The organism is Rhodococcus sp. EPR-134 (assembly GCF_001647205.1).
In the GTDB taxonomy this organism is placed as follows: Bacteria; Actinomycetota; Actinomycetes; order Mycobacteriales; family Mycobacteriaceae; genus Rhodococcus_F; species Rhodococcus_F qingshengii.
The window spans coordinates 1-25,510 of the sequence record NZ_LVCT01000067.1 but is presented as its reverse complement, the minus strand read 5'-3'; the positions used below and the strand labels follow the sequence as shown (position 1 = coordinate 25,510).

The 25,510-nt window shown below is 62.8% G+C and carries 24 protein-coding genes; 11 read left to right on the top strand and 13 right to left on the bottom strand.

The window, feature by feature from the left end:
* The coding region (locus tag A2J01_RS03440) for a YiaA/YiaB family inner membrane protein (protein WP_269455271.1) at positions 1-186 on the top strand (186 nt) is incomplete at its 5' end.
* Here the strand turns inward: A2J01_RS03440 and A2J01_RS03435 are convergent.
* Together A2J01_RS03435 and A2J01_RS03430 are read right to left on the bottom strand one after the other, a co-directional pair.
* Complete coding sequence (locus A2J01_RS03435) at positions 170-1,261, bottom strand: sensor histidine kinase (RefSeq protein ID WP_064111951.1); 1,092 nt, start codon at positions 1,259-1,261, stop codon at positions 170-172. The two genes, A2J01_RS03440 and A2J01_RS03435, sit on opposite strands and share 17 nt — an antisense overlap.
* 11 nt (positions 1,262-1,272) lie before the next feature.
* Positions 1,273-1,986 (bottom strand): response regulator transcription factor, encoded by a 714-nt coding sequence (locus A2J01_RS03430; RefSeq protein WP_007734457.1) that lies wholly within the window; start codon positions 1,984-1,986, stop codon positions 1,273-1,275.
* 216 nt (positions 1,987-2,202) lie between these two features.
* Between A2J01_RS03430 and A2J01_RS03425 the strand changes: the two genes are divergently transcribed.
* Both A2J01_RS03425 and A2J01_RS03420 read left to right on the top strand, forming a co-directional pair.
* Positions 2,203-2,853, top strand: a complete 651-nt coding sequence (locus A2J01_RS03425) for a DUF305 domain-containing protein (protein ID WP_007734459.1) — start codon at positions 2,203-2,205, stop codon at positions 2,851-2,853.
* 142 nt (positions 2,854-2,995) lie between these two features.
* Positions 2,996-5,044 carry a heavy metal translocating P-type ATPase gene (locus tag A2J01_RS03420; RefSeq protein ID WP_228232459.1) on the top strand — a complete coding sequence of 683 codons (2,049 nt, stop codon included), beginning with the start codon at positions 2,996-2,998 and terminating at the stop codon, positions 5,042-5,044.
* Positions 5,045-5,062: 18 nt separating this feature from the next.
* On the opposite strand, the gene A2J01_RS03415 is transcribed toward A2J01_RS03420, so the two are convergent.
* The 4 genes from A2J01_RS03415 to A2J01_RS03400 all read right to left on the bottom strand — a co-directional run bounded on the left by A2J01_RS03415 (position 5,063) and on the right by A2J01_RS03400 (position 8,940).
* Positions 5,063-5,833, bottom strand: coding sequence for an alpha/beta fold hydrolase (locus A2J01_RS03415; RefSeq protein ID WP_058039300.1), 771 nt, complete (start codon positions 5,831-5,833; stop codon positions 5,063-5,065).
* A gap of 142 nt (positions 5,834-5,975) precedes the next feature.
* Positions 5,976-6,557 carry a hypothetical protein gene (locus A2J01_RS03410; protein WP_231915694.1) on the bottom strand — a complete coding sequence of 194 codons (582 nt, stop codon included), beginning with the start codon at positions 6,555-6,557 and terminating at the stop codon, positions 5,976-5,978.
* 8 nt (positions 6,558-6,565) lie between these two features.
* The gene (locus A2J01_RS03405; RefSeq protein ID WP_042452635.1) at positions 6,566-8,167 is read right to left on the bottom strand and encodes an ABC-F family ATP-binding cassette domain-containing protein; all 1,602 of its coding nucleotides are present in this window, start codon (positions 8,165-8,167) and stop codon (positions 6,566-6,568) included.
* 218 nt (positions 8,168-8,385) lie between these two features.
* Complete coding sequence (locus A2J01_RS03400) at positions 8,386-8,940, bottom strand: hypothetical protein (RefSeq protein WP_003945732.1); 555 nt, start codon at positions 8,938-8,940, stop codon at positions 8,386-8,388.
* A gap of 96 nt (positions 8,941-9,036) precedes the next feature.
* Between A2J01_RS03400 and A2J01_RS03395 the strand changes: the two genes are divergently transcribed.
* From A2J01_RS03395 to A2J01_RS03385, 3 genes are all read left to right on the top strand, one after another.
* On the top strand, positions 9,037-10,854 hold the full coding sequence (locus A2J01_RS03395) for a penicillin-binding transpeptidase domain-containing protein (RefSeq protein ID WP_042452633.1): 1,818 nt from the start codon (positions 9,037-9,039) through the stop codon (positions 10,852-10,854).
* 107 nt (positions 10,855-10,961) lie between these two features.
* Entirely contained in the window at positions 10,962-12,641 is a 1,680-nt protein-coding gene (locus A2J01_RS03390; protein WP_064111943.1) for an NTF2-like N-terminal transpeptidase domain-containing protein, read from the top strand.
* Positions 12,642-12,671: 30 nt separating this feature from the next.
* Entirely contained in the window at positions 12,672-13,409 is a 738-nt protein-coding gene (locus tag A2J01_RS03385) for a sulfite exporter TauE/SafE family protein (protein ID WP_064111941.1), read from the top strand.
* Between the two features lie 6 nt (positions 13,410-13,415).
* Here A2J01_RS03385 and A2J01_RS03380 read toward each other — a convergent pair whose 3' ends face one another.
* The 4 genes from A2J01_RS03380 to A2J01_RS03365 form a co-directional block, all read right to left on the bottom strand.
* Positions 13,416-14,888 carry a peptide MFS transporter gene (locus tag A2J01_RS03380; RefSeq protein WP_003945468.1) on the bottom strand — a complete coding sequence of 491 codons (1,473 nt, stop codon included), beginning with the start codon at positions 14,886-14,888 and terminating at the stop codon, positions 13,416-13,418.
* A 57-nt stretch (positions 14,889-14,945) separates the two neighbouring features.
* Entirely contained in the window at positions 14,946-15,323 is a 378-nt protein-coding gene (locus A2J01_RS03375) for a DUF3054 domain-containing protein (RefSeq protein ID WP_003945710.1), read from the bottom strand.
* 64 nt (positions 15,324-15,387) lie between these two features.
* The gene (locus A2J01_RS03370; RefSeq protein WP_003945643.1) at positions 15,388-15,936 is read right to left on the bottom strand and encodes a YceI family protein; all 549 of its coding nucleotides are present in this window, start codon (positions 15,934-15,936) and stop codon (positions 15,388-15,390) included.
* Positions 15,937-16,014: 78 nt separating this feature from the next.
* Positions 16,015-17,751 carry a 2-isopropylmalate synthase gene (locus tag A2J01_RS03365; RefSeq protein WP_064111939.1) on the bottom strand — a complete coding sequence of 579 codons (1,737 nt, stop codon included), beginning with the start codon at positions 17,749-17,751 and terminating at the stop codon, positions 16,015-16,017.
* 163 nt (positions 17,752-17,914) lie between these two features.
* Here A2J01_RS03365 and A2J01_RS03360 point away from each other — a divergent pair, with 163 nt between their 5' ends.
* A complete protein-coding gene (locus A2J01_RS03360) occupies positions 17,915-18,595 on the top strand; it encodes a FadR/GntR family transcriptional regulator (protein ID WP_007734477.1) in 681 nt (226 codons plus the stop codon).
* On the opposite strand, the gene A2J01_RS03355 is transcribed toward A2J01_RS03360, so the two are convergent.
* Complete coding sequence (locus A2J01_RS03355) at positions 18,592-19,698, bottom strand: lysylphosphatidylglycerol synthase transmembrane domain-containing protein (protein ID WP_042452628.1); 1,107 nt, start codon at positions 19,696-19,698, stop codon at positions 18,592-18,594. The two genes, A2J01_RS03360 and A2J01_RS03355, sit on opposite strands and share 4 nt — an antisense overlap.
* A gap of 9 nt (positions 19,699-19,707) precedes the next feature.
* Positions 19,708-21,186, bottom strand: coding sequence for an adenylate/guanylate cyclase domain-containing protein (locus tag A2J01_RS03350; protein WP_003945952.1), 1,479 nt, complete (start codon positions 21,184-21,186; stop codon positions 19,708-19,710).
* 192 nt (positions 21,187-21,378) lie between these two features.
* Here A2J01_RS03350 and A2J01_RS03345 point away from each other — a divergent pair, with 192 nt between their 5' ends.
* The 4 genes from A2J01_RS03345 to A2J01_RS03330 are packed head-to-tail and all read left to right on the top strand — an operon-like array spanning position 21,379 to position 25,171.
* Entirely contained in the window at positions 21,379-22,557 is a 1,179-nt protein-coding gene (locus tag A2J01_RS03345; protein WP_007734480.1) for an AI-2E family transporter, read from the top strand.
* The gene (gene macS, locus A2J01_RS03340; protein WP_003945490.1) at positions 22,550-23,773 is read left to right on the top strand and encodes a MacS family sensor histidine kinase; all 1,224 of its coding nucleotides are present in this window, start codon (positions 22,550-22,552) and stop codon (positions 23,771-23,773) included. The genes A2J01_RS03345 and macS overlap by 8 nt, the downstream gene beginning before the upstream one ends.
* A gap of 28 nt (positions 23,774-23,801) precedes the next feature.
* Positions 23,802-24,434, top strand: a complete 633-nt coding sequence (locus tag A2J01_RS03335; protein ID WP_047269712.1) for a response regulator — start codon at positions 23,802-23,804, stop codon at positions 24,432-24,434.
* Between the two features lie 17 nt (positions 24,435-24,451).
* On the top strand, positions 24,452-25,171 hold the full coding sequence (locus A2J01_RS03330) for a DUF1707 SHOCT-like domain-containing protein (protein ID WP_007734485.1): 720 nt from the start codon (positions 24,452-24,454) through the stop codon (positions 25,169-25,171).
* Positions 25,172-25,175: 4 nt separating this feature from the next.
* Here the strand turns inward: A2J01_RS03330 and A2J01_RS03325 are convergent.
* Positions 25,176-25,510: MaoC family dehydratase (locus A2J01_RS03325; protein ID WP_064111936.1), on the bottom strand; the 335-nt coding region annotated here is incomplete at its 5' end.

Below are 25,510 nucleotides of genomic sequence, written 5' to 3'. Positions count from 1 at the left end.
CTTCCGATCGATGCGTGGCAACGCGGATTTCTCGGAATGTCCTTGCTGTTCTTGGTCACCAGTACGTTCACGTTGGCCAAGGTGATTCGTGATCAGCAGGAGGCATCCACAGTCAGGGTTCGAGTGGACGAGGCTCGACTCGAGAAGCTGATCGCCGAGCACGATCCGTTCAAAGCGGCAGCCTGAAACCTGTCGGCAAGGTGAGGATCAGCGTGCTGCCGAGAGGTTGCTCGTTTCGGAGCGCCGACAGATCGCCGCCGTGTGCGAGCGCGAGGCTGCGCGCAATCGTGAGCCCCAAACCGGAACCGTCGGATCGATCACCGCGATGGAAACGGTCGAAGACTGATTCGAGTTGGTCTGCGGGAATTCCGTCACCGGTGTCGGTGACGGACACCGAGAGGTGGTCACCTTCCCGTGCGAGTGTCACCGTCACCGAACCTCCGCTCGGAGTGTGCCGCAATGCGTTTTCGAGCAGATTGGCGAGGATCTGTTCGATTCGTTGGCGATCGACCTCGGCCGTGATCGGTTGCGGAGGTAGCGCGGTTGTCAATTCGACTCCACGATCGGCGAAACGTGGCGCCGCTGCTGCCGTTGCGCTGCAAACGATGTCGTCGATCTTCTCGTCTCGGCGATCGAGTTCGAGAGCGTGTTCGTCGGCCGCGGAGACGTCCGCCAGATCGCAAGAGAGCCGACGCAGTCTTTCGAGTTGATCGCGCATGACCGACCATGAAGAGTTGTCCGTGGGGAGGACGCCATCCTCGATGCCGTCCACGTACGCAGCCAAAGTCGATACCGGAGTGCGTAATTCGTGGGCAAGATCGGCAAGCAGGCGTTTGCGGACCCGATCCGAATGATCAAGGCGTGCCGCCATGTCGGCAAAGGCAGTTTCGAGACGCGTGAAATCTGCGTCCACGTCAGACCTGTCGATAGTCACGTCGAAGTTCCCGTCGGCGACGCTTTGCGCCGCCTCCGCGAGCGTTGTGATCGGGGCCGTGATGCGTCGGACGATGTAGACCGCGGCGATGCTTGCGCCCACCAGTGCGACCGCGATCCCGCACAACAGTGCAATGGTCATGGTCTGAGCGAATGCCTCTTCGGTGTGGGTACGGACATTCGAGTCTTCGATGCCGGCCATCATGAGGTGGTTGTGAAAGAGCGGGGCAGCGACGGCAATGGCGACTGCGGCGATGGCGAGGCAGGAGACGAACAGGACGACAAGCTGCGCCAGCAGCAGTTTTCCGCGTAGCCCGAGTTTCTTCATGACGACCTCGTTCATGACGACCTCAGGGAGTATCCGACGCCCCTGACGGTTCTGATGAACCGAGGATCGGTCGCGTCGTCGCCGAGTTTGCGGCGTAATGCACGCACATGGACGTCGACGATGTGCTGGTCCCCGAACCAGGACGAGCCCCACACCGAGGCGATGATCTCGGCCCGACTCCAGGCAGCGTCGGGTCGGGATGCAAGCGCGGAGAGCAACGCGAACTCGGTGGGAGTGAGATCGACAGGGTGGTTGTCGACATGCACGGTGCGGGCGAGGACGTCGATGTCGAGACCGGGAGGCGTCGGCAGCACTTTTGGCAGCAAACTCGACGCGCGTGGCCGTCTGAGCAGTGCTTTCACTCGCGCAACCAGTTCGCGGGGGCCGAAGGGTTTGACCACGTAGTCGTCTGCGCCGGCCGCCAGACCCGTCACCTTGTCCGACTCTTCACCGCGGGCGGACAGCATCAGGATGTACGCATCGGAGAAGGTACGGATTCGTCGGCAGACTTCCATGCCGTCGAAGCCCGGGAGCATTAGATCGAGCACTATCAGCGCGGGCTCGAATTCGCGCACCGAACGTACCGCGCTCGGCCCGTCGTGGGCGAGGCGCACGGTGAATCCTTCGCGTGTCAGATAGTTGGCGACAACCTTGGCGAGGGCAGTCTCGTCGTCGACGACAAGAACGCGCCCCGGTTCCTCGCCAGGTCGTAGTTCGGCGCTCATCAGACCGAGGTTAGTCGACTGCGTGTCTGCATTGCTGGCGCGTGGTGGTTTCCACTCGACTGTGAAGATTCGATGAAGGAAGCCTGTTCGAGCCGGTTATCGGGCTTCGCGGTGGATTTTCGCCGGTAACGTGGCAACTGTGCATGTGCAGCACTCTTGTCAAATCAATTGTGGTGCAGTGCATATCGAACAGAATCAATTCTCGGGAGTGAAAACATGTCTTTGACGGTCAGGAAGAGCGCCGCGCGGTTCGTTCCGGTTGTGGCAGCGGCAGCACTGTTGATTGCCGGATGCTCGGACAACTCCGGGGAGAGCATCAACCATTCCTCCGAAACAACCAGTGTTGCAGCACAGTCGGAGATTCCTTCGGGTGTCAATGCTGCCGACATCGAGTTTCTCGAAGGGATGTACCCGCATCACGCGCAGGCATTGGACATGGCCAGAATGGTCGACGGTCGAACCGACAATGCCGAACTTCTCTCTCTTGCAGCGCAGATAGAGGCAGCGCAAGGCCCGGAGATGGCTCAGATGACCGAATTGTTGACGGAGTGGGGACGCCCCGAGCCTTCGTCGAGTTCGATGGAGGGCATGGATGAGTCGGCGCACGCGGGACACGGCGTCGGGATGGCCGAGATGCCGGGAATGATGTCGGCCGACGACATGACCGCCCTCACCGATGCCAGTGGCGCGGAGTTCGACAAGTTGTGGCTGACGATGATGATCGAGCACCACAAGGGTGCCATCACCATGTCCCAGACCGAACTCGACAACGGGCTCGACCCGTCGGCGGAGAAGATGGCAGAAGCGATCATTGCCGGTCAGCAGGCGGAAATCACTCAGATGGAAGCGATGTTGAAGGGGAGTTGAACAGGAGGCCTTGGCCGCGTGACCTTGCTCGGGTGGCTACCTGGGCATACGTTCGAGGCTGATGGCTTGACCGGTGCTGTGCTGCAATCACACGCGAGGGGATGACCGCCACATGGATCACAGTCAGATGGACCATGGCCAGATGGACCATAGCGAGATGAGCCATGGCCAGATGGAGCATGGGGCACACGGTGGTCACGGGGATCACGTCGCACAGTTCCGGACGTTGTTTGCAGTCATGCTGGTCATCGCGGTTCCGGTCGTTGCGGCAGACGCGATGTTCGCTGATCTGGTCGGGTACACACTGCCGGAAAACTCTCTGGTGGAATGGATCTCACCGGTACTCGGCACGGTGATGTACTTCTGGGGTGGCAAGCCGTTCATCGCCGGCGCTGTTGCCGAAATCCGTTCTCGGCAGCCGGGAATGATGCTGTTGATCGCGCTCGCGATCACCGTGGCTTTCTTCGCGTCATGGTCTGCGAGTCTGCACTGGGTGGATCACACTCTCGATTTCTGGTGGGAGCTCGCGCTTCTGATCGTGATCATGTTGTTGGGCCACTGGATCGAGATGCGTTCGCTCAGTCAGACATCGAGCGCCTTGGATTCACTTGCCGCTTTGCTGCCCGACGAGGCAGAACGGGTGGTGGGGGAATCGGTGGAAACCGTGCCCACCGCAGCTCTGGCGACCGGCGACCTGGTGATAGTTCGTCCCGGGGCCCGTGTTCCCTCGGACGGAACGGTGGTCGAGGGAAGCGCCGACATGGACGAATCCATGATTACAGGCGAGTCGAAGACCGTCCGCCGGACTGTCGGAGATCAGGTGGTGGCCGGCACGGTAGCCACCGACTCGGCACTTCGGCTTCGAGTCACCGCCGTGGGAGAAGACACCGCGCTCGCCGGTATCCGGCGCCTGGTCGAACAAGCCCAGAACTCGTCGAGTCGCGCGCAGGTGTTGGCGGACAAGGCCGCTGCTCTGCTGTTCTGGTACGCACTGGGCGCGGCAGTGCTGACCGCGATCGCCTGGAGTATCTGGGGCACCCCGGAGAGCGCAGTCACCCGGACGATCACCGTTCTGGTGATCGCCTGCCCGCACGCGCTCGGGTTGGCGATTCCACTGGTCGTCTCGATCGCGACGGAACGGGCGGCTCGGGCTGGGATCTTGATCACCGACCGCATGGCCCTCGAGGCGATGCGTAACGTAGACACCGTTCTCTTCGACAAGACCGGCACTCTCACCAAGGGGGAGCCCGCAGTGGTCGGTGTACGCGGTGTCGACGGGTATTCCGATGACGACGTTCTCAGCGCAGCGGCTGCCGTCGAGTTCGACAGCGAACATCCACTCGGGCGCGCCGTCGTCGCGGCGGCGCGGGAGTTGTCGCTCGAATTCACTTCGGGTTCCGACTTTCAGGCGCACAACGGGATCGGGGTTGCTGCGGACGTCGCCGGTGCACGCGTCGGTGTCGGCGGACCGGGGATGCTGCGATCGGTCGGGGCCACCGCGATCCCGGGGACCGAAGAGTGGCTCAGTGACGGGTCGACCGTCCTGCATGTAGTGCGTGACGAGAAGGTAATCGGCGCATTGGCATTGGCCGACGAGATTCGTCCGGAATCAGCATTGGCCGTCGACGCCCTCCATGCTCGCGGTGTGCGGGTGGCCATGGTCACCGGAGACGCGGAGGCCGTGGCCCATTCGGTGGCTCGCAGGCTCGGGATCGACGAAGTTTTCGCCGAAGTGCTTCCGCAGGACAAGGGAGCGCAGGTATCTCGGCTTCAGGCTGCGGGCCACCGCGTGGCGATGGTCGGTGACGGGGTCAACGATGCGCCGGCACTCGCCCAGGCGGATGTGGGCATCGCGATCGGTGCCGGAACCGACGTGGCGATCGCGTCGGCGGGAGTTGTTCTGGCCAGCGATGATCCGCGTTCGGTGAGCTCGGTCATCGAGCTCTCCCGCGCCACCTACCGCAAGATGGTTCAGAACCTTTGGTGGGCAGCGGGATACAACGCGATCTCGGTTCCCCTCGCTGCGGGAGTACTGGCGCCCGTCGGGTTCGTGCTGCCGATGGAGGTCGGAGCAATCCTGATGTCGGTATCCACTGTGGTCGTTGCCGCGAATGCCCAGTTGTTGAGGCGCTTGGACTTGCGGCAACCACCGGTGACCGCGTTGGAGTCGAGAGTGCTCACATCGCAGTAGCGAGAGGTTGAAGGCGGACTACTGTCGGCTCAGGAACGGAATGAGCGCACGCAGTACAGCATCGGAGTCTGCGACTGCGCTTGCGTGGTCAGCCCCTTCGATCACAGTCAAGGCACTGTCCGGGATCAGCGACGCGAGATGCTCGGTATCCGGCAGGCGCTCGCGATCTCTCGATCCGACGAACAACAACGCCGGTGTGGTGATCCGTTGCAGCACGGCGTCGTCGATGCCGTGCTCCTTCTCTGCGCGGCGCATGTAGGCAGCGAGCGCGATGGCATCATTGATTCGGAAGGCAGTCGCAGTCTGAGGATCCACCGGTTTGCCGCGCCTCACGCCCCAACCGGTCAGAAATCCCTCGATACCGCCGCTTTCGAGTACGTCGATGCAACCCGGGAAGAACAATGCGTCGAACGCGCCCGTCATCGGTCGGCTGCTACCGCCCCCGACGGTCAGCGATCGCACCCGTTCGGAGTGCTCGACTGTCAGCGACATCACCGAACGTCCGCCGAACGAGTATCCGAGGACGTGTGCCGGCTCGAACGGAGACTCCGTGTCGAGGATCTCCAGGAGATCGCCGACCACCAGATCCATTGCATACGAATCGGAGTCGTGTGGTTTGTCACTGCGTCCGTGACCCCGCATGTCGACGAGGATCAGACGATATTGCTCCTGAAGTGCCTTGACGTACCCGAAGCCACGCCAGATGGAGCGCGACAACGCTGTGCCGTGCACCATCAACAGGGGTGGGCCATCGCCCACGATCTGATAGGTGATCCGCGCACCGTCCACCGGATTTCTCACGTCGTGCAACACCCGTCCAGTATGGGTGCCAGTTGCTACGCACGTGAACTCGAGTAGTCGTCCGGTCCCATTCGACGGATGGCGTGGACTCTCACGAACAGTCGGGCCGTCAACTCGGCCTCCCCCAGAGCTACTGGTCACTGCCCGGCGGGGCAGTACCCACTGTTCCAAGCAATGCATCGGTGGAGGGGTCTGCAGTGCTGACGCCTGCGGCTATGCCCCGAATCAGAGCCTCGAAATCAGCGGCGACGATGGTGACCTCCTCGAACTCCGGCTCTCCTCCACGGACAACCTGACCGTCGGGTGCGAGCGCCAAGTACTCGTACCCATTGCGCACCGACAGCAGGACCGGGAGGTGAGTGGACCAGAAGGCGTTGATCGCCGCGCGCTCCGCCGGCCCGGAAGCGACCGCCAGGCTCTCGTGCCGGAACGCATTCCAGGGAAACGCCTCATCGCTGACGCCAACGCCACCGGCATAGTTCTCCGCCGAGAGAAACCACACCTGGTCGTCGGAGCTGGCAAGTACGGAGAACGAACTCGCCCACACTACGAGTTGGTCACAACCGCCGACCAGTGGTTGCGGAACTGGGGCAGAGGCCGATCGAGTGGGTTCTTCGCGAACCCAACCTGCGAGCGACAGCGCGGCGGTTGCGTCGAGGTGAAGGCACATCGCCCCACGGTAGGCCAGACCGTCGAGCACCGACAGCGTCAACCGTCGGCCTACTCGGGATCGATGTCTCGAATACCAGTCTCGTCCATGCTGATCCATCGCGTTATGCCGATGCCGCGAAGGAACGGCAGATCGTGACTCACCACCACCATGGCGCCGCGAAAATCGGAAAGTGCCTGCGTGAGGTGGGCGAGACTCGGTAGGTCCAGGTTGTTGGTCGGCTCGTCGAGAAGAAGCAGCTGGGGCGCGGGTTCGGCCAGCAGGATCGTGGCTAACGCCGCACGCAATCGTTCACCGCCGGAGAGTGCGGATGCCGATACGTCGGAATCCGTTCCCCGGAAAAGGAACCGTGCCAACTGCCCGCGAATTTCCTCGGCTGTCGCGTGTGGCGCGGCCAACGCGACGTTGTCCGCCACCGAGAGGTCCTCGTCGAACACGTCGAGACGTTGGGGGAGCGCACGAGAGGCTACGAACGGAGTCGACGCGGCGAGTGCATCGAGCAACGTCGTCTTGCCGATTCCGTTGCGTCCCACTATCGCAATCCGCTCCGGTCCGGTGATCTGGAGCGATACCACTTGGCCGCTCTGCAACGTCACCTCGTCGAGCCGCGCAACCTGCTGCCCCGGATGAACCTCTGTAGCAGGCAGATCCAGACGAATCTCGCGATCGTCTCGAAGGAGTTCCTCTGCCTCCGACAGGACAGACTTGGCCTCGTCCACCTTCCCGATATGGTTGAGGGCCAGCTTTCCCGCTGAAACTTGGGCCTGACGTTTTCGTGTCTGCGCGATGATCGGCGGCATCCGCTTGTTCTCGAACATCTTCTGCCCATAGCGCTTACGCCGGTCCAGTTTCGTTCGAGCGTCGATCAGCTCGCGGCTCTGCTTTGCCAGATCGGCCTTGGCGTCGCGAACGGTGGCGAGTGCGTTTTCCTGCTCAGCGGTCACGACCTCCTGGTAGTGCGAGTAGTTGCCGCCGAACACGCGTAGATCCCCCCGACGTAGTTCGATCGTGTACTCCGCGGTGTCGAGCAGTTCCCGGTCGTGGCTGACGATCAGTACGGTTCCCGGAAACTGTTGGACTGCAGCATGAACTCGTGATCGAGCGTCGCGATCCAGGTTGTTGGTCGGCTCGTCCAGGAGAAGTACCTGTGGATTCTTCAGCAGCGTTGCGGTCAAGCCGAGTAAGACGGTCTCTCCGCCGGAGAGGGTGCCGACAGTTCGGCTCAATGCTGCGGTATCCGGAACCACCTTCTCGAGGCCGAGTCGATGCAAGGTGGAGAGAGCGCTCTCCTCGATATCCCAGTTGTTGTCCACGAGCGCAAAGTCGGATTCGGAGCCGTCGCCGGTTTCGATGCGGTGCAATGCGTTTCGGAGTTCGTGGATACCGAGGATGTCATCCACCCGAACGCTCGGATCGAGTGTGATGTCCTGACGGAGGTAGCCGACCTCGCCGGAAGCGGTCACGGATCCGGATTCCGGTGAGAGCTCTCCTGCGATCAATCGCAGCAGAGTCGACTTTCCCGATCCGTTGAGTCCCACGAGACCGACACGGCCACTGGGGAATACAAAATTGGTGTGGGAAAAGACTGATTCGCCGTCCGGCCAGATGAAGGTGAGATCCGAGAGCGACAGAGAAAGATGGGATTGGGTCATGAGTACTCCAGAGGGTGCTTGGACTGTGCGCCCGGCTCAGCAAGTGCTGATGGGTGCGAGTGCCTTCGCGTGATGAACCTCTAGAGGAGCAACGGCCCGTTTCCTGTTCTGTCGGGAATGATTCGTGTTCCAGGTTAGAACACTCGAACGGTCCCGTGCAATCGAATTATTCTGTGCTGTCGGTCTCGTCGGTGTTCGGTGCTCGGATTTTCGGGCCGTCAGATTTTCGGACCCTCGGATCGGAGGTCGTCGACCTTCGACATCGCTTCGCGGAGTTCGGTGAGCCATTGTTCGCTGTGCTTGCCCGCCAACCGGACTGTCCACATGAGAGCGTCCGCTCGGGAGCGAGCAACTCCCGCGTCCACCAAGGTGTCGAGAACCTTGCGTTCGGGCTGACGTAGTCGTGTCATCACCGGAACTGCGAGATGTGTGAACAGGACGGTCTTTTCGTCCAGACGTACACCCCAGGCGACCTTGCGCCCGTAGCGAGCCTCGGCCTCGTCGGCGATGCGCATCCGGTCGGCGCGCGTGGTTTCGCGAAAGCGTGAGATCCTTCCGTCCGCGGCGGCCTCGCCACCGTCGACTGCCGGGAGTTCACCGATCACGACGATTTCTTCGCGGTCGACCTGGACGTCGGCGGTCCCGGTGAACCAGTCATCTGGAAGTCGACCGGCAAACCAGTCGGACGCATCACTCGCGTCGGGAACCGACGCCTGTTGCCAACCTCCGGGACGGCCGAACCTGCGGTCGCCGGAGTTTTGTGAGTTCTTCATGGCGTTCTCCTCGGAGAGTTGGTGGAGTGTGTCGTGCGTTTATTGCACTGATTACATGATTACACCGATAGTCGAACTGGCGCCACAAATTCGGGCATGATCGGAGTCGTGCGCCTTTCACACGCTCGTCAGAGCTTCCGAACTTTCCGTCGTCCCGTGGCTGCCGTGGCTCTGGGGGTATTGGCCGCAGGATCGGTAGTTGCCTGCAGTTCTGGCCCTGACCAGCCGAAATCAGTGGCAGAGGAGTTCGCCTCCGCGCTCACGTCCGATGACGTGCAAGCGGCGGCAGCCCTGACCACCGATCCGGCGGCGGCGTCGACTGCGATTTCGGCTCTGATCGACGGGCTGGGCAAGGACGAGGGAACATTCACCGTCTCCGACGCCACCGAGTCCGGTGATTCTGCGGGGAAGTTCACACTCGATGCGGCGTGGAAGTTCGGTGAAGGTCAGGACTGGAACTACTCGACGCAGGGAAACGCGTCGAAAAGCGGGGACAACTGGCTGATTCAGTGGGACCCGGCGCTGTTGGCCCCGGACCTGACCTCCTCGACGACCTTGCGCTACACACCCACTACCGGTGCTCCGCCGTCGGTGCTGGACGCGGCGGGCCAGCCGATCATGGAGCAGCAGGTGGTGACGCTGGTCAATCTCGATTCCGCCGCGGTGCCCCCGGTGGACACGGCAGCCGTGGCGGCCCTTCTCTCGCCCGTCGCACCGACGATCACGGCGGCATCGCTGAGCGGCGATCTTGCGTCGGCAAGTGGGAAGCCGGTCACCGCAATCACTTTGCGGGCCGAGGATCTTGCACCGATCGAGGAGAGGTTGGCGGCGATTCCCGGAGTGAGCTTGGCGCCGCAGGCTCGGTTGCTCTCGGTGGACAAAACTCTGGCGTCGCCGACTTTCAGTGGGTTATCCGATCTGTGGCAGGAGGGGCAGGACAAGTCCGCGGGCTGGGCGGTACAGCAGGTGAAGCAGAACGGAACCGTCACCACCGTCGCCGGCCAAGACGGGCCGGTTGCTCCGAACATCGCGACAACGATCGACCGACCGATGCAACTCGCGGCCGAGAATGCGCTCGCCGGGGTGACACAACAGGCGGCGATCGTTGCGCTGCAGCCGTCGACCGGAGCGGTGTTGGCGGTGGCCCAGAACGCCCCCGCCGACGCACAGGGCCCGATCGCTCTGACCGGCCTGTACCCACCGGGTTCGACGTTCAAGACCGTGACGACGTCCGCGGCCCTGCAAGCCGGCGTCGCTACACCGGACACCGTTCTGCCGTGCCCGGGTACCGAGAACATCGAGGGCCGTCAGATTCCCAACGACGACGAGTTCGACCTCGGATCGGTTCCGCTGCACACCGCGTTCGCGAAGTCGTGCAACACCACAATGGCGAGGATGGCCGTCGGTCTGCCCGCCGATGCTCTGCACAAAGCGGCGCTGCAGTTCGGGCTCGGCGTCGACTACGTCACCCCCGGACTCACGACGGTGACGGGCAACGTCCCTGACGCGAACACCCCCGCCGAACGCGTCGAGTCCGCGATCGGACAGGGCACGGTGACCGCCACGCCCTTCGGGATGGCTCTCGTGGCGGCCTCGATCGCCAACGGAACGACACCCGCGCCGATGTTGGTCAAGGGACAGCCCGGCGTGGCAGATCAGACCGTTGCACCGGCTCCCGCGGAGGTGACCGAACAGTTGCGGGTGATGATGCGCGAGACCGTCACCGGCGGTACGGCGACGTCGTTGCAGGACATTCCGGGGCTTCTCGGCAAGACCGGCACGGCCGAAACCGAGGGTGGCCCGGCACATGGGTGGTTTGTCGGAATCAAGGGAGACCTCGCATTTGCGGTATTCATCGCGGGTGCGGACAGCTCTTCGCCTGCAGTGCAGGTAGCGGGCACTTTTCTGCGCTGAAACCTGTTTTCCGTTGCAGTTGGATCACACCGTCGTAGCTCAACCGTGACACGTTCGTAGGCATCCCGTGCTTGTTACTCGTGTGACAGAAGTAAAGAGTTACATGCATGGGGCCCGGAGGACAGCACAACCGTCGTGGAAAATATGTCGTTGCGTCGATAACTGCTGTCGTTCTGACAGTGGCGCTCGCGTCGTGTGTCATCGGTGGGGAGAAGAAATCCGACGCCGCCTCGGTGGTGGAGGACTTCGTCACCGCCCTCAACAACCACGACGCCGAAGCTGCCGCGGCGCTCACGTCGTACCCCAACGCGGCGCGGCCGTCGATCCAGCAGATGTTCGACGGACTGGCCGCCAAGTCCACCGACTTCGACGTCGCTCAGGTCATGGATCTGGGTAGCGACTCCGGACTCTTCACACTCGACGCGTCCTGGAACTTCGGCGAAGGCAAGGACTGGAGCTACCAGTCGCAGGGTGAGGTTCGTGATCTGTCGGTCGGCTGGCGTGTGTCCTGGGACCCGTCGGTCCTCGTCCCCGACCTCGGCAACGGTCGCACCGTTTCGTACACCCGCACGGACGCAGCGCCGCCGAAGGTAGTCGACAGCACCGGCACCCTGCTCATGAACGAGCAGACCATCAACGCGATCACTCTTGACCCGGCCACCATGCCGGACCCCGTCGACACCACTCGTCGCCTCGCCACGGTGCTCGAACCTGTCGCACCGTTGGTCACTTCGGAGTCGATGTTGGCCGACCTCGCCGCAAACCCCGGCAAGCCCGTCACCGCCGTACTGCTCCGCGATCCCGACTACGCCTACCTGGAAAGCGATTTTGCGATCCCCGGTGTCGTCGTGGTCAAGACACCCAAGCTGATCGCCTCCGACCGTCGCATCAACTCGCCGTTGCTGGACCCACTGCGGACCGTGTGGCAGGCCAATCGCGACGCCACCGCCGGCTGGGCGGTCAATCTGGTCGAGCCCAACGGATTCCCGATCAAGCAAGCCGGCTTCCAGGGACCTCCCGGCCCCGACGTCGCCGCGACCCTCGACTCGCACGCTCAACTCGCCGCGATCGAAGCTGTCGTCAGTGCAGGTACTCCTGCGGCCATCGTCGCGATCCGCCCGTCGGACGGCGCCATTCTGGCTGCCGCACAGAACAATCAGGCCATCGAACAGGGCCCGATCGCCTTCACCGGGTTGCGCCGGGCCGGCGGTGCCCTCGATCTGGTCCGTCTCGCATCGTCGATGCAGAACGGCGTCGACCCCGGCGCCGTGTCAGCCGAGCAGTTGGCCGACACCGGGCAGCAACTCGGACTCGGCAACGGCTTCCACATTCAGGGACTCGAACAGCAGACAGCAGTGCTTGCCGCGAACCGCCCCGGCGTGGACCAGGCGATGAACAACGTCATGGCCAACAAGACGTCCAACGACGCGAGCGCGCCGACGGTAACTCCGTTCGGAATGGCGATGCTCGCGGCATCGATCGCCCGCGGCAGTGCCCCGATGCCGATGATGGTCTTCGGACAACCGGCTACCGCCGACGTCACGCCGACGGCATTGCCCGGCGACGTCAACAATCGTCTGCGTGACGCCATGCGAGGCGCCGGCGGACTGGCTGGGTACCCGGACATGATGGCGGCCGGTGCAGCGAGCGGTGACGATCGCTGGTTCTACGGATCACGCGGAGACTTCGCATTCGCAGTGTTCGTCGCAGACGCCGACGGCGGCGATCGAGCAATGCAGATGACGGACAAGCTCTTCCAGGAACTCGGCAAGCCTGCCGACAAGTAGTACCGGGCACCGCGAGTAGATTCCTGGTTCGTGAACCTGCTCGATTTCCTTTTCCTCGTCGTAGCGGGATTCTTCAGCGGTCTAGTCGGTTTTGTCACCGGTCTTGCATCGATCGTTTCGTATCCGGCGCTGCTGAGCGTCGGGCTCTCACCGGTCAGCGCGAACATGACCAATACCGTCGCGTTGGTGGCCGTCGGCGTCGGAGCGTTGGCGAACTCGTCCCGTGAAGTTGCCGATACCGGTCCGAAACTTGTTCGCTGGTCTCTCTATTCGGCGGCCGGTGGCATCATCGGTGCCCTCATCCTGTGGCTGGCACCGGAAGGTTCGTTCGAATCCGTTGTGCCGGCGATGGTCGTGTTCGCCTCGCTCGCGCTGCTGCTGCAACCGAAGATTCGTGAGTTGTCCGGCGGCGGTGACCGCCCCGGAATCTACTCGGCAGCACTGTTCGCCGTCGCGGTTTACGGCGGCTATTTCGGTGCCGGTGCCGGAGTCATCTTCCTGGCTGCGACGCTCATCCTCACTTCCGAAACGGTGTGGCGTGCAACGATCCTGAAGAGTTTCTTTCTCGGCGTCGCCAATCTTGTGGCTGCACTCATCTTCGCCTTCTCTGGACAGGTGCATTGGGTGGCCGCGTTGGCGATGGCGCTCGGCGCGTTGGCCGGAGGTTGGTGTGGCCCGCCCGTCGTCAAGAAAATCCCGCCATCGGTACTGCGTGTGGCAGTAGCGATAGCGGGATTCGTGTTGGCTCTGTGGTTGTGGGTGAAGTGAGCCCGTCTACTTCACGCCCTGCATCAGCTTCTTGATCCACGGCGAGGCAAGAGCAAGAATCACTCCGATTCCGATCGACGAGAAACCGATGATCAGGAAGAACGGGCGACTGTCGTCGATGTCGAAGTAACCGGCCAAGGTTCCCGCCATCGAAGAACCCAATGCAACGGACAAGAAGAACAACGCCACCATCTGAGTGTGAAAATGCTCGGGCGCGAGTTTGGTTGCAAGGGAAAGGCCGACGGGGGACAGGAAGAGTTCGGCGAAGGTGAAGAGCAGAAGCACACCGGCAAGGCCGAGGAGCGGTGCACTGTTCGGTCCGCCCCCGGTGATCGGGATGAACGCCAGGAACGCCAGACCCATCGTGCCGGTACCGAGCGCGAACTTGATCGGCGACGACGGCTGACGGTCACCGAGTTTGGTCCACATCGCTGCGAACACACCGGCAAAGATGATGATGAACACCGGATTGATCGACTGCACCCACGTCGGCGGGAAGTCCCAACCGAAGAGATTGCGGTCCAGGAGCTTGTCTGAGATCACCGGCACGGTGGTGAACTGCTGCTGAAACAGCGACCAGAAGGCCGCGCTCGCAATGAACATCGGGATGAATGCAAAGACTCGACTGCGTTCGACCTTGGTGACCTTCTTGCTGGTGAGCATGAGGAGGAAGTAACCGACCGACGCGACGATCGTGAGTCCGACAACGACGTCGGACATGTTGTCCGCCGTGATCAAGCCGGTGACGGAGGCGACCGCGACGACGACGATCGCGGCAATGCCGATCCCGATGTAGAGTGCGCGCTTGTCCGCGGGCAACGGGTTGCCTGGTTCGGCACCGATTCCGTGAAGATGCTTGCGGCCCAGCGTGTACTGGATCAGGCCGAGCGCCATGCCGACGGCAGCGAGAGCAAAACCGGCGTGGAATCCCCAGGCGTCCTGGACGGCTCCGGTGAGCAGCGGACCGACAAGACCGCCGATGTTGATGCCCATGTAGAAGATGGAGAATCCGGCGTCGCGGCGAACATCCTGTTCGGAATAGAGATCTCCGACCAGAGAGGTCGCATTGGCCTTCAAGCCGCCGCTGCCGAAGGCGACCATGACGAGGCCGACGCCGACACCCCACATGCCGGGAAGAACCGACAGTGCGATGTGGCCGGCCATCACCAGCGAAGCACTGTAGAAGAGCGTGCGCTCGGAGCCGAGCAGTCGGTCGGCCACCCACGCCCCGAGAATCGTCGACAGGTAGACGGTGCCGCCGTACGCGCCGACGATGCTGGTCGCTGCCGCCTGGCTGATGCCGAGGCCGCCGTCGCTGACGCTGTAGTACAGGTAATAGATGAGGATGCCTTGCATCCCGTAGAAGGAGAACCTCTCCCACATCTCGACGCCGAACAGGTTCGCCAGCGCAAAGGGTTGGCCGAAGAACCCCCGGTCTTCCTTCTCGCTACGTTCGACGGGCTCCGTAGTGTTGCTCATCCGAAAAGTGTCCTACGTGCTCGGGCATTTCGGGTGGTTCCGAGCCGTGGAGTTTGGTTACGACTTGGTGCGGATTTTCACTACCAGCGGAGCGAGTGCGCGCCAACCGAGAAGGAACGCGCCGAGGACCAGCGTCGCGACGACGATGAAGCTGAACTGGGTGCCCTGGCCACTCAACACTCGCAGGATCATCCCGATGACGACGGCGCCGAGCCAAACGACAACGCCGGTGGGAACAAGGAGAACGGCGTTGAACTTGTCGCGGTAGAGCGCGAACGTGGCAGCCCATCCGATCACCAGGCCGGTCAGGAAGGGCCAGGATGTCTTCGCCAGACCGGCGAGCGCATTGGCTTCTTCGTGGGTACGGCGCCCTATCGCGCAGAAGATTATGACAAGAATGGCGTCGATCAGCAGGAATGGTGCGTACTTCTTCACGCTCACACCATACGACTGTGCGCCTTTATTAACCGCGGGCGGTTAATAAAGGCGCACAGTGCTGTTAGGCCTGGAGGCCGGCTTCGATCTCGAGGGTGATCGTGATCTTGTCGCCGACAACTGCTCCGCCGCCTTCGAGGGGCATCTCGATGGAGATGTCGAAGTCCTTGCGGTTGATGACGGTGGTGGCCTCGAATCCGGCGACGGGGCCCTGGCCCATGCCCGGGTTGACGCCGTTGAACTCGAGGTTCAGCTCGACCTCGCGGGTGACGCCGTGGAGCGTGAAGTCGCCGGCGAGGACGAAGTCGCTGCCCTTGGATCGCACTGCGGTGGACTTGAAGGTGGCTTTCGGGAACTTCTCGACGTCGAAGAAGTCAGCGGACTTGATGTGGCCGTCGCGCTGCTCGTTCTTGGTGTTGATGGAGTCCACGGAGATCTCGGCCTCGACGGCAGGGGTTCCGTCTTCGGCAACGGTGATCGTTCCGGAGAACTCGTCGAACGTTCCACGAACCTTGGAAACCATGAGGTGGCGAACCGAGAATCCGACAGTGGAGTGGACGGTGTCGATGACCCAGGTTCCGGCGGTCAATGCGGGCAAGGTTGCGGTGGTCATGGAAGCTCCTGAATAAGTAGTTGAATGTTCAAGTTCTTGTAGCTTCAACTATGGACCCCGGGAAATCCTTCCGCAAGATCATGTGAGCTGCATCACAGTGTTTGTGCTTGCGCCATAGACCGCGTGAAGCGCCGACGCTGTCACCGACTGATGCACCGCAATGCCCCAGCGTCCTTCACCGTTCACCACGCACTCTGCAATGGTGACTGCCGAATTCGCACTCCCGGAAGAATTCGGGTTGCGGGGCAGTGAATGCTGGGTGAGCGAGACGACCTCGACAGCCGAGCCCTGTTCGGTCAGGATTTTGCTCAATGCCTCGACTGGGCCGGACGCACTGGCCGCGGCGGTGACCTCGCGCCCGTTGCGATCGATGGCAACGAACAACTGATCACCGTCGGCGGTGTGTTCCAGTGAGTACCGACGCACTCCTCCGTTGTACCCGTACTCGCGCAGCAGCAGTCTCCACAGTTTGTCGGCAGTCATTTCGGTGCCCGAGTCGTCGGTTTCGAGCTGCACCCGCGAGGCGAAGTCGATCTGCAGGCGCCGGGGGAGTTCGACCCCGTACTCGGTCTGCAGCAGATATGCGATTCCGCCCTTGCCCGACTGGCTGTTCACACGAATGACCGCCTGGTAGTCGCGGCCGACGTCGGCGGGGTCGATCGGCAGGTAGGGGACCGCCCACGGCGCCGATCCCGGATCGACGCCGGCAGCCTCCGCGCTCTCGTAGTGATGCGCGAAGCCCTTCTTGATCGCGTCCTGGTGGGTTCCGGAAAATGCCGTGTACACGAGATCGCCGCCGTACGGGTGGCGCTCGTGGACGGGAATTCGGTTGCAGTACTCCACCGTTCGACGGATCTTGTCGATGTCGGAGAAGTTGATTTCCGGATCGACGCCCTGTGCATGCAGATTCAGCCCCAGTGTGACCAGGTCGACGTTGCCCGTCCGCTCGCCGTTGCCGAACAGGCATCCCTCGACGCGCTGTGCGCCGGCCAGCACTGCCAGTTCGGCGCACGCAACGCCGGTGCCGCGGTCGTTGTGCGGGTGGACCGAGAGGATCACCGAATCGCGTCGGGCCAGATTCTGGTGCATGTATTCGATCTGATCGGCATAGATGTTGGGGGTGGCGATTTCGACTGTGGCAGGGAGGTTGTGGATGACCGGGCGATCGGGACTGGCGTCCCAGAGTTCGGTGAGACTGTTGCAGACCTGCAGGATGTAGTCGGGTTCGGTGAGGTTGAAGACCTCGGGTGAGAACTCGAATCGCCAGCCGTCGTGGCCTTCGCCGCCACGAGCAACGTCTTGCGCGGCGCGGAAAATCATGTCGTGCAACTCTTCTCGCTCCTTGCCGAGAACGACGTTTCTCCACGTCGGCGCAGTCGCCGTGTACATGTGGACGACCGCGTCAGGCAGCCCCTCGATCGATTGATACGTCCGTTCGATCAAATCCGTACGCGCGGCAGTGAATACGACGATAGTGACGTCGTCGGGAACGAGATCGAAGCGCACCAGGTCGCGAACGAAATCGAAATCGGTCTGACTCGCGGAGGGGTAGCCGACCTCGATTTCCTTGTAGCCGATTGCCACCATCAGTTCGAACATTCGACGCTTGCGTTCGGGGTCCATCGGTTCTGCGAGGGCTTGGTTGCCGTCACGCAGATCGACGGGCACCCACAGGGGCGCCGCGGTCGTGCGATTGGACGGCCACGTCCGCTCGAAAGTCGGAATGTCGACGCGATCCCACGCGGCGCGATAGCGCTCGGACGGCATGGGTGACGGCTTCTGGTTGTTCCAGCGGTTGGCGCGGGTAGTACTCATCTTTGGTTTCTCCTGCGGTCGAGTCGAGAGACCGGCATGGCGAAACCCCGCGGAGGGGTGCCGGTCTTTCAGGCCCCGCCGCGGCAGTCGAGAAGGAGTGCTCCTGTAGCCATGCGGGCTACACTAGAACGAAATTACTTATCAGACAACCTGAGGAGTTCACGTGTCCCCGATCGTCGAGCGTCGGCTGCTCACCGACCAGGCCGCGGAGTTGCTACGCGCGCGGATCGTGAGCGGTGAATGGGAAGTCGGCGCCAAACTTCCAGGTGAAACCACTCTTGCTGCGCAGTTGGGTATCGGGCGGTCCACTATCAGGGAAGCAGTGCGGACTCTCGCGGGCCTCGGCATGCTCGAATCGCGGCAGGGCGCCGGGGTCTTCCTACGGAGTACGACGCCTCCGGATCAGTGGCCCCGAGTGCTCGAAGCCGAGGCGATCCTTCACGTCGTCGAGGTGCGCAACGCGGTCGAGATCGAAGCAGCTCGCCTCGCTGCGCAGCGGCGCGATGCCGTTGACGTCGCGGCTCTGCGGCAAGCGCTCGACGGTAGAACTGCCGCAGCGCACTCTGGCGACGCAGCGTTCGTCGACGCCGACATCGCCGTCCACCGAGCAGTGGTGGACGCGGCACACAATCCCGTGCTGTCGGAACTCTTCGAGACCTTTGTACCGCGTCTGCGGGCTGCGTTGATCGAGTTGATCGCGGTTCTGGACCTGCATCCCCACAGCCAGCCCGACGCGGACGAACATCGAATGTTGGTGGACGCCATCGAAGCCGGCGACGCGGAGGCAGCCGTTCGGATCAGCCGGGCACACCTCGACGACATGGCGGCAGCGTTGCGACGCTAGACGCCCGGCTGTTCGCGGCGTTCGAACTCGAGGTCCATCTCGAGGTCTTCGTGGTGGGTTGCACGGAAAGTGATCAAGAAGACGATCCAACCGACGACAGCGACCATGACGAGGCTGACCATCCGATACACGAACACCGACGCGATTGCCTGCGCTCCGCCGGCCCCTGCGATCGTCAGCGCGGTGACCAGAGCAGCGTCGACGTAACCCAGCCCGCCGGGAACCAGCGGAATGCTGCCGACTGCTTTTGCAGCGGCGAAAGCGATCAGGAGCCCAGCAAAAGAGGGCTCCGCGCCAACAGCCCAACATGCGAAACCCAAACAAGCGACATCGGCGACACGATGGATGGCCGACCACCCGAATGCGATGACCGAGTCGGTGCGGCTGAGCTCGACCGTATCCAGTTGCTTCAGGATCTCGGACCAGCGTCGCATCCCGTGGCCGAGCGGATTCTTGCGAATTCGGTTGTAGCGGGCTAGGACTCGATGCCCGATTCGCTCGATACTGCCGGGATTCTGGGCTATGTATCGCAACGCCAGGAACAGTGCCGCCATGCCGATGATCGAGATCGTGAGCGTTATAGGGCTGACCTTGGTGCCGAAGGCAAACGCGCCCGCGGCACCCAACAGCGCCAAAGTCGCCGCAGCGATCACTCCACACACCGCCAACTGCCAAGACGCGACAACTGGTGTAGCGCCCCACTTCCGAGTCTGCTTGTAGGTGAATGCGGTCGAGAAGACCTGGCCGGCTGGCAACGTCAGCGCCATCGCGGTGCTGGCGTAGATGACCGAGAGGTTCTTGAGGTGACCGGCAATCACACCGGCGGCATTGAGAAGACGTTGCTGAACGGACGCGTATCCGCTGAGCGAAATGAGTTGCGCCGCGACGCACGCGGCCACCCAACCCCAATGGATTTCGGTCAAGGCTTGCCAGGACTCACTGAGCTTGGACCACAGAATTGCACCTTCGACGATCAGAAGAGCGATCAGAGCCACCCCGAGCAGCCACTTCAGCCACCAGAAGCGCCCTCTGACCCGACTGGTCTCGGCCACGGGCGAGCGTGGTCGTCTCAGTCGCCGTGGGGTGTTTCCAGGCTGAGCCATCGACTCACCCTAACCAATTTGATCCGGATCGACCTCTGGATACTTTTCCGGCCACGCCAGATGCGTCAGTCGTCGGCGCCCACGCAGTTGGACTTGCTCTCCGAGTTCCCACTCGGCCTGTTCCTCTTCGTCGGCGAAGTACAACGCGCTCGTCGACGCCAGCACCCGGCTGGGCCGAAGTTTCGCGAGCTCGGTGAGCCGTGACGCCTCGTTGACCGGATCACCGATCACGGTGTACTCGAAACGTTCGGCAGCACCGATGTTGCCGGCGACCGCGAGCCCCGCGCTCACACCGATTCCGACGTCGAGGCCGGTGATGTCGTTGAGCTTGAACCGCAGCTCGCGAGCCGCAGCGAGGGCTGCCGTCGGAGCGTCGGGTCGATCGAGTGGTGCACCGAAGATGGCGAGCGCTGCATCACCCATGAACTTGTTGACAAAACCATGGTGACGATCGATGACGTCGACGACCACACGGAAGAACTCGTTGAGCAGTTCGACCACTTCACCCGGCGGGCGCTCGGCCGCGGCACCGGTGGATCCGACCATGTCGACGAACAGAACTGCCACGAATCGAGTTTCGCCGCCCAGCTCGGTACCGAACTTCAACGCGCGCCGGGCCACATCCTCGCCGACGTGCTGACCGAACAGCTCACGCAGCAGACGACGCTCGTCGGACTCTTTCATCATGCGGTTGAAGCCGACCTGCAGCCGGCCGATCTCACTGCCGTCGAACACCTCGACGCGTACGTCGGTGGCGCCGCGCTGCACCCGCTCGATGGCGCGTCGCAGTTGGCGGATCGGATCGGAGATCTGGGTAGCCGTCAGCATCGACAGCGCAAAGGCCTGCACGATCGCCATGATCGAGATGAGCAGGATCGCCCACGCGAGAGAGTCGGGGGAGAACTCGAGATCGGTCGTGAGCTGCGTCGAGCACAGCAAGATGATGCCTGCGACGGGCATCAGCGTGCCGAGACCCCAGGTCATCGCCAGCCGGGTTCCGACGCCAGGCGCCATGGTCCGATCGAATTCGCCCTCGCTCAAGGCCTGGGCGGCGACCGGACGCAAAATGCGCTCACCGAGCATGTAGGTGAACCCGAAGGTCGTGGTCGCGGCCATGCAGACCGTCACGATCACGGCGATCGCGAGTCCGGGCATCTCGGTGATGGTCAGGAACACGAAGATGATGCCGCCCAGAATCCACAGCACCAGGTGGACGATGGCCTGGCGAAGCGGCGCGTGCAGTGCCGCCATCTGCTCGGACCTCGTGGGTGGACCCCCGCGCAGCCGCCAGCGAATGACCGACTTCAACATCATCGCCGCCGCCGTGAGGCTGACGGCGCCGGCGAATGCCAGGTACACGCCGAAGATCGCGAAGTTGCGGACCCGGTCGGCAACTATCGCGTCGGACTCCTGGATCGGCACGCCGTACCGGACGAAGGCAAAGACCAGTACCGCGCCGATCAGATTGGCTGCGAGCATGGAGAGCATATAGAGGGGCCACCGGCTGCGGATGGTCACCGCTATTGCTCTGTATGAGGCCCGCACAGGGTTCAATTTAGCTGGCAGAGGTCGAAGTGTTGGTACGCGCGTCCGATTATTCGTCCGCTCACCTGTGTCGGCCGGGCCGGTTAGGCTCGCGATGTGAACGCAAACAGGGGGCGTGCGGAGCGAGCATCGAGGATGAACAAACCCATCTCCGCCGACGCTCGGGCGGTGCATCCCGGCGTGCGCATCGCTGCGGAATGGTCGTGGCGCCTCATTGTGATCTTCGCCGGACTGTTGGTTCTCGGGTACGTCGTACTCCGCCTCGAAACCGTGCTCATCCCGGTGGGGCTGGCTCTGCTGGCATCAGCTCTGCTGATCCCGATTGTCGATCGGCTACAGGTGTGGGGTGTTCCCCGCTCGGCAGCCGTCATCGTCGTTCTGCTTGCCTCGATCGGGCTGGTCGCGGGAATCATGACGTTTGTCGTCGAGCAGTTCATCGACGGGTTGCCCCAGCTCACCGACCAGTTCACGGCCAGCGTCACGCAAATTCAGAACTGGCTCACCAGCGGTCCGCTGCACTTCAGCGAGGATCAGATCCGCCAGGCAGGTGATTCGGTCGTCAAGTCGGTGCAATCCAATCGTGAGTCCCTGACCAGCGGCGCTTTGACCACGGCGACAGTCATCGGCGAGATCTTCACCGGGGCATTGCTGACGTTGTTCACTCTCATCTTCTTCCTCTACGGCGGCGACCAGATCTGGCAGTTCGTCACCCGGATCGTTCCCACCGACGCGCGTCGTCGCGTACGGATCGCCGGTTCTGCAGGTTTCGGGTCGCTGATCGGCTACGTGCGCGCCACGGTCGCGGTTGCCGCCGCCGACGCGATCGGTATCGGTGCCGGCCTGGCGATCCTCGGGGTGCCGCTCGCCCTGCCGCTGGCGTCGTTGGTGTTCATCGGCGCGTTCATTCCGATCGTCGGTGCATTTCTGACCGGTTTTCTCGCGGTGCTTGTCGCTCTGGTCACGAAGGGTTTCCTGACGGCGCTGATTGTCCTCGGCATCATCATCGGCGTCATGCAGCTCGAAGCGCACGTGATGCAACCGCTGTTGTTGGGTCGCGCTGTTCGCCTGCATCCGCTGGCAGTCGTTCTCGCCATTACAACGGGCATCGTTCTCGCTGGAATCGTCGGCGGGCTCTTGGCTGTCCCGATCGTCGCGGTCCTGAATACCGCTATTCGTTCCCTTCTCGCCGACGACCCGGACATCGCGTACGCCGAACTGCACGTCGAAGATCCGGAAACCCCACTGTTCCCCGCCGAACCCGACGAGCCGCGCGCCGAGCCTCGCATCGTGAACCCCACTCCTCCCGATGACTGAGCCCACCCGCCGTCGTCGGCTGCACTATCAGCCGACCGTTCGCGAGGCGTCGGGTGTCGACACCGACCCTGATGCCCCGCTGTGGCGGGCGGCGCAGGCATTTCGGCTCGTCACGCTGGTGTACGCGATCAGCTACCAGTTCGCCTCGGCCTCCGACTACACCAACTCTCGGCTCAGCTGGTTCTTCGTCGCTCTGATGGCCGTGTGGACCGGGGTGTCGGCACTGTTGCTCGGGACATCCGGTGCTTTGTTCGGGAAGAAGCTGCCGCGGTATCAGGTGGTGATCGCCGATCAGGTGGTCGTCATCTTGCTGATGGCGTCGACGAGGCTGGTCTCCGACCACGAGTGGTATCAGAATCACCAGACGCTGCCCACCACGCTGTGGGCCACCAACGCGGTCATCTCCGCGGCAATTCTCGGCGGGCCGTGGCTCGGTATGGCGTCCGGAGTTGTCATCTCGGCGGCCAGCGCGATCATCCGCGACCAGGTCAACCTGGACCTCTGGCGCGATGCGACGGCTCCCGTGCTCGTATCGGTCGGCCTGGCGTTGGGCTTGGCCACCACCACCGCTCGGCGCTCGCATCGACAACTCGAGCAAGCCGTCCGTCTGGCGGCGGCCACCGAAGAGCGCGAGCGTTTGGCACGCGAAGTACACGACGGCGTTCTGCAGGTGCTGGCGATGGTGCGCAGGCGAGGTGCGGCACTCGGCGGCGAGGCAGCTGAACTGGCTGCTCTGGCCGGTGAGCAGGAGGTCGCCTTGAGAATGCTGATCTCCGAGCAGGTTTCGGGCGCCGCGGCAGACGTCGGCGGACAGACAGTGGATCTGTGTCCGCTGCTGACCACGCAGGCAAGCACGTCGGTGTCGGTGTCGACGCCCGCGCACCCCGTCGTTATCGAGCGTGATCGAGCCATCGAACTGGCAGCCATCGTCGACAATGCTCTGTCCAATGTCGGGCTGCACGCCGGGCCCGCGGCGAAGGCATACGTATTGCTCGAAGATCTGCCGGACGAGGTGATCGTCAGCGTCCGCGACGACGGCGTCGGAATCCCCGAGGGCCGCTTGGCGCAGGCCGAAGCCGAAGGCCGCATGGGAGTATCGAAGTCCATCCTCGGTCGAGTGCAGGTGCTCGGCGGCACTGCAGTCCTGCAAACCGGGCCGGGGGAGGGCACCGAATGGGAGATCAACGTTCCGAAGGGAAAAAGTGAGCGTGGCTGACGAACATGGCGAGAATCCGGTGACGGTGATGGTCGTCGACGATCACCCGATGTGGCGCGACGGTGTCTCCCGGGACCTCGAAGCTGCCGGCTTCACCGTGAGCGCCACGGCGGAGGGTGTCGAGAGTGCGCGCCGCCGGGCCGCCGCCGTGCAACCAGCGGTGGTTCTGATGGACATGAACCTTCCGGACGGAAACGGTGCCGACGCCACCACCGCAGTTCTCGAGGTTTCGCCGAAGAGCAAGGTACTGGTGCTTTCGGCCTCTGCCGAACGTGACGACGTCCTCGACGCGGTCAAAGCCGGAGCGTCGGGTTACCTGGTCAAGAGTGCTTCGGTGGCGGAACTGCTCGAGGCCGTGCGAGCGACTTTCGACGGACAAGCCGTCTTCACCCCCGGCCTCGCCGGATTGGTGCTCGGTGAGTACCGCCGGATGTCGACGGCACCGGCCGACGATCGCGCACCCGAGCTGCCTCGGCTCACCGACCGTGAGACCGAAGTGCTCCGTCTTGTCGCCAAGGGGCTGAGCGCAAAACAGATCGCCACGAGGCTCTCGCTCAGCCACCGGACCGTCGAAAACCATGTGCAGGCAACGCTTCGGAAGCTTCAGTTGGCCAATCGCGTCGAGCTCACGCGATACGCGATAGAACAAGGTCTCGAATAACGTTTATCCTGGAAATTATGGAGGCCAGGAATCTACGCGTATCCGATGCCGAACGAGAGCATGTCGGCGAGCTGCTGCAGAAAGCTGTCGGTCAAGGGATGCTCTCGCTCGGTGAGTTCACCGAGCGCATGGACACTGCCTTGGCCGCAAAGACACGAGGTGAGCTCAACTCGGTTCTCGCCGATCTTCCGGGCATCACACTGATCTCCGACTACGACCCACCCGCGTATCCCAACGCGGGTCAGCCGATGTACCAAGGCCAGCCCTACCCGGCGCCGACGTACCAACCCCAACCGCCGCCGGTTCACCCGAGCCCGCCTTACCGCGCTCCCGTCGGGGCTCCGGTTGTAGGTACTTACGGAGCGGCAAATGCTGCCGTGATCCGTGGACGAATGGCGACGGTGACGCGGAACGGTGCCTGGATCGTTCCACCAGCTGTCGTGGTCGACACCAGAATGTCCAGTGTGACTATCGATTTCACGCGCGCGGTGATGCAGACGCAGGTCGTGAACATCTCGATCGACGACTACGCCAGCTCGATTTCACTGATCGTTCCCGAAGAGGCGACGGTGGACATGAACGGTGTCGAGGCAGTCGGCGGAAGCGCGTCGAACAAGGTTCGGTCCGGCCCACAGATGGGCCCGCTGCATCTGGTGGTGCACGGCAAGGTGCGATTCGGCAGTGTCACCGCGAAGCATCCCTTCGGTACCACGATTCGAAAGATGTTCGGCTCCTGACCTTTCAGTGATACGCGCGGGTCAACATTTCGGCGACGCACACGGGCTTGTCACCGTGTTCTCGTTCGAACGTCTGCGTCACCGTGATCTGGACACCGCCGTTGATCGGTTCGACTTTGCTCAACGTCGCGCGCATGCGGACACGAGAGCCGACCGGAAGCGGAGCAGGCAACCTGACCTTGTCGAATCCGCAGTTGAGAGCAAACGCAAAACCTTCGAGCGAGAACATTGCGTACGAGAACTTGGGGCCGAGTGAGAGCGTGTAGTTGCCGTGCGCGATGGTTCCGCCGAACGGTGACTCCTTCGCGCGATCCACATCGACGTGAATCCACTGATCGT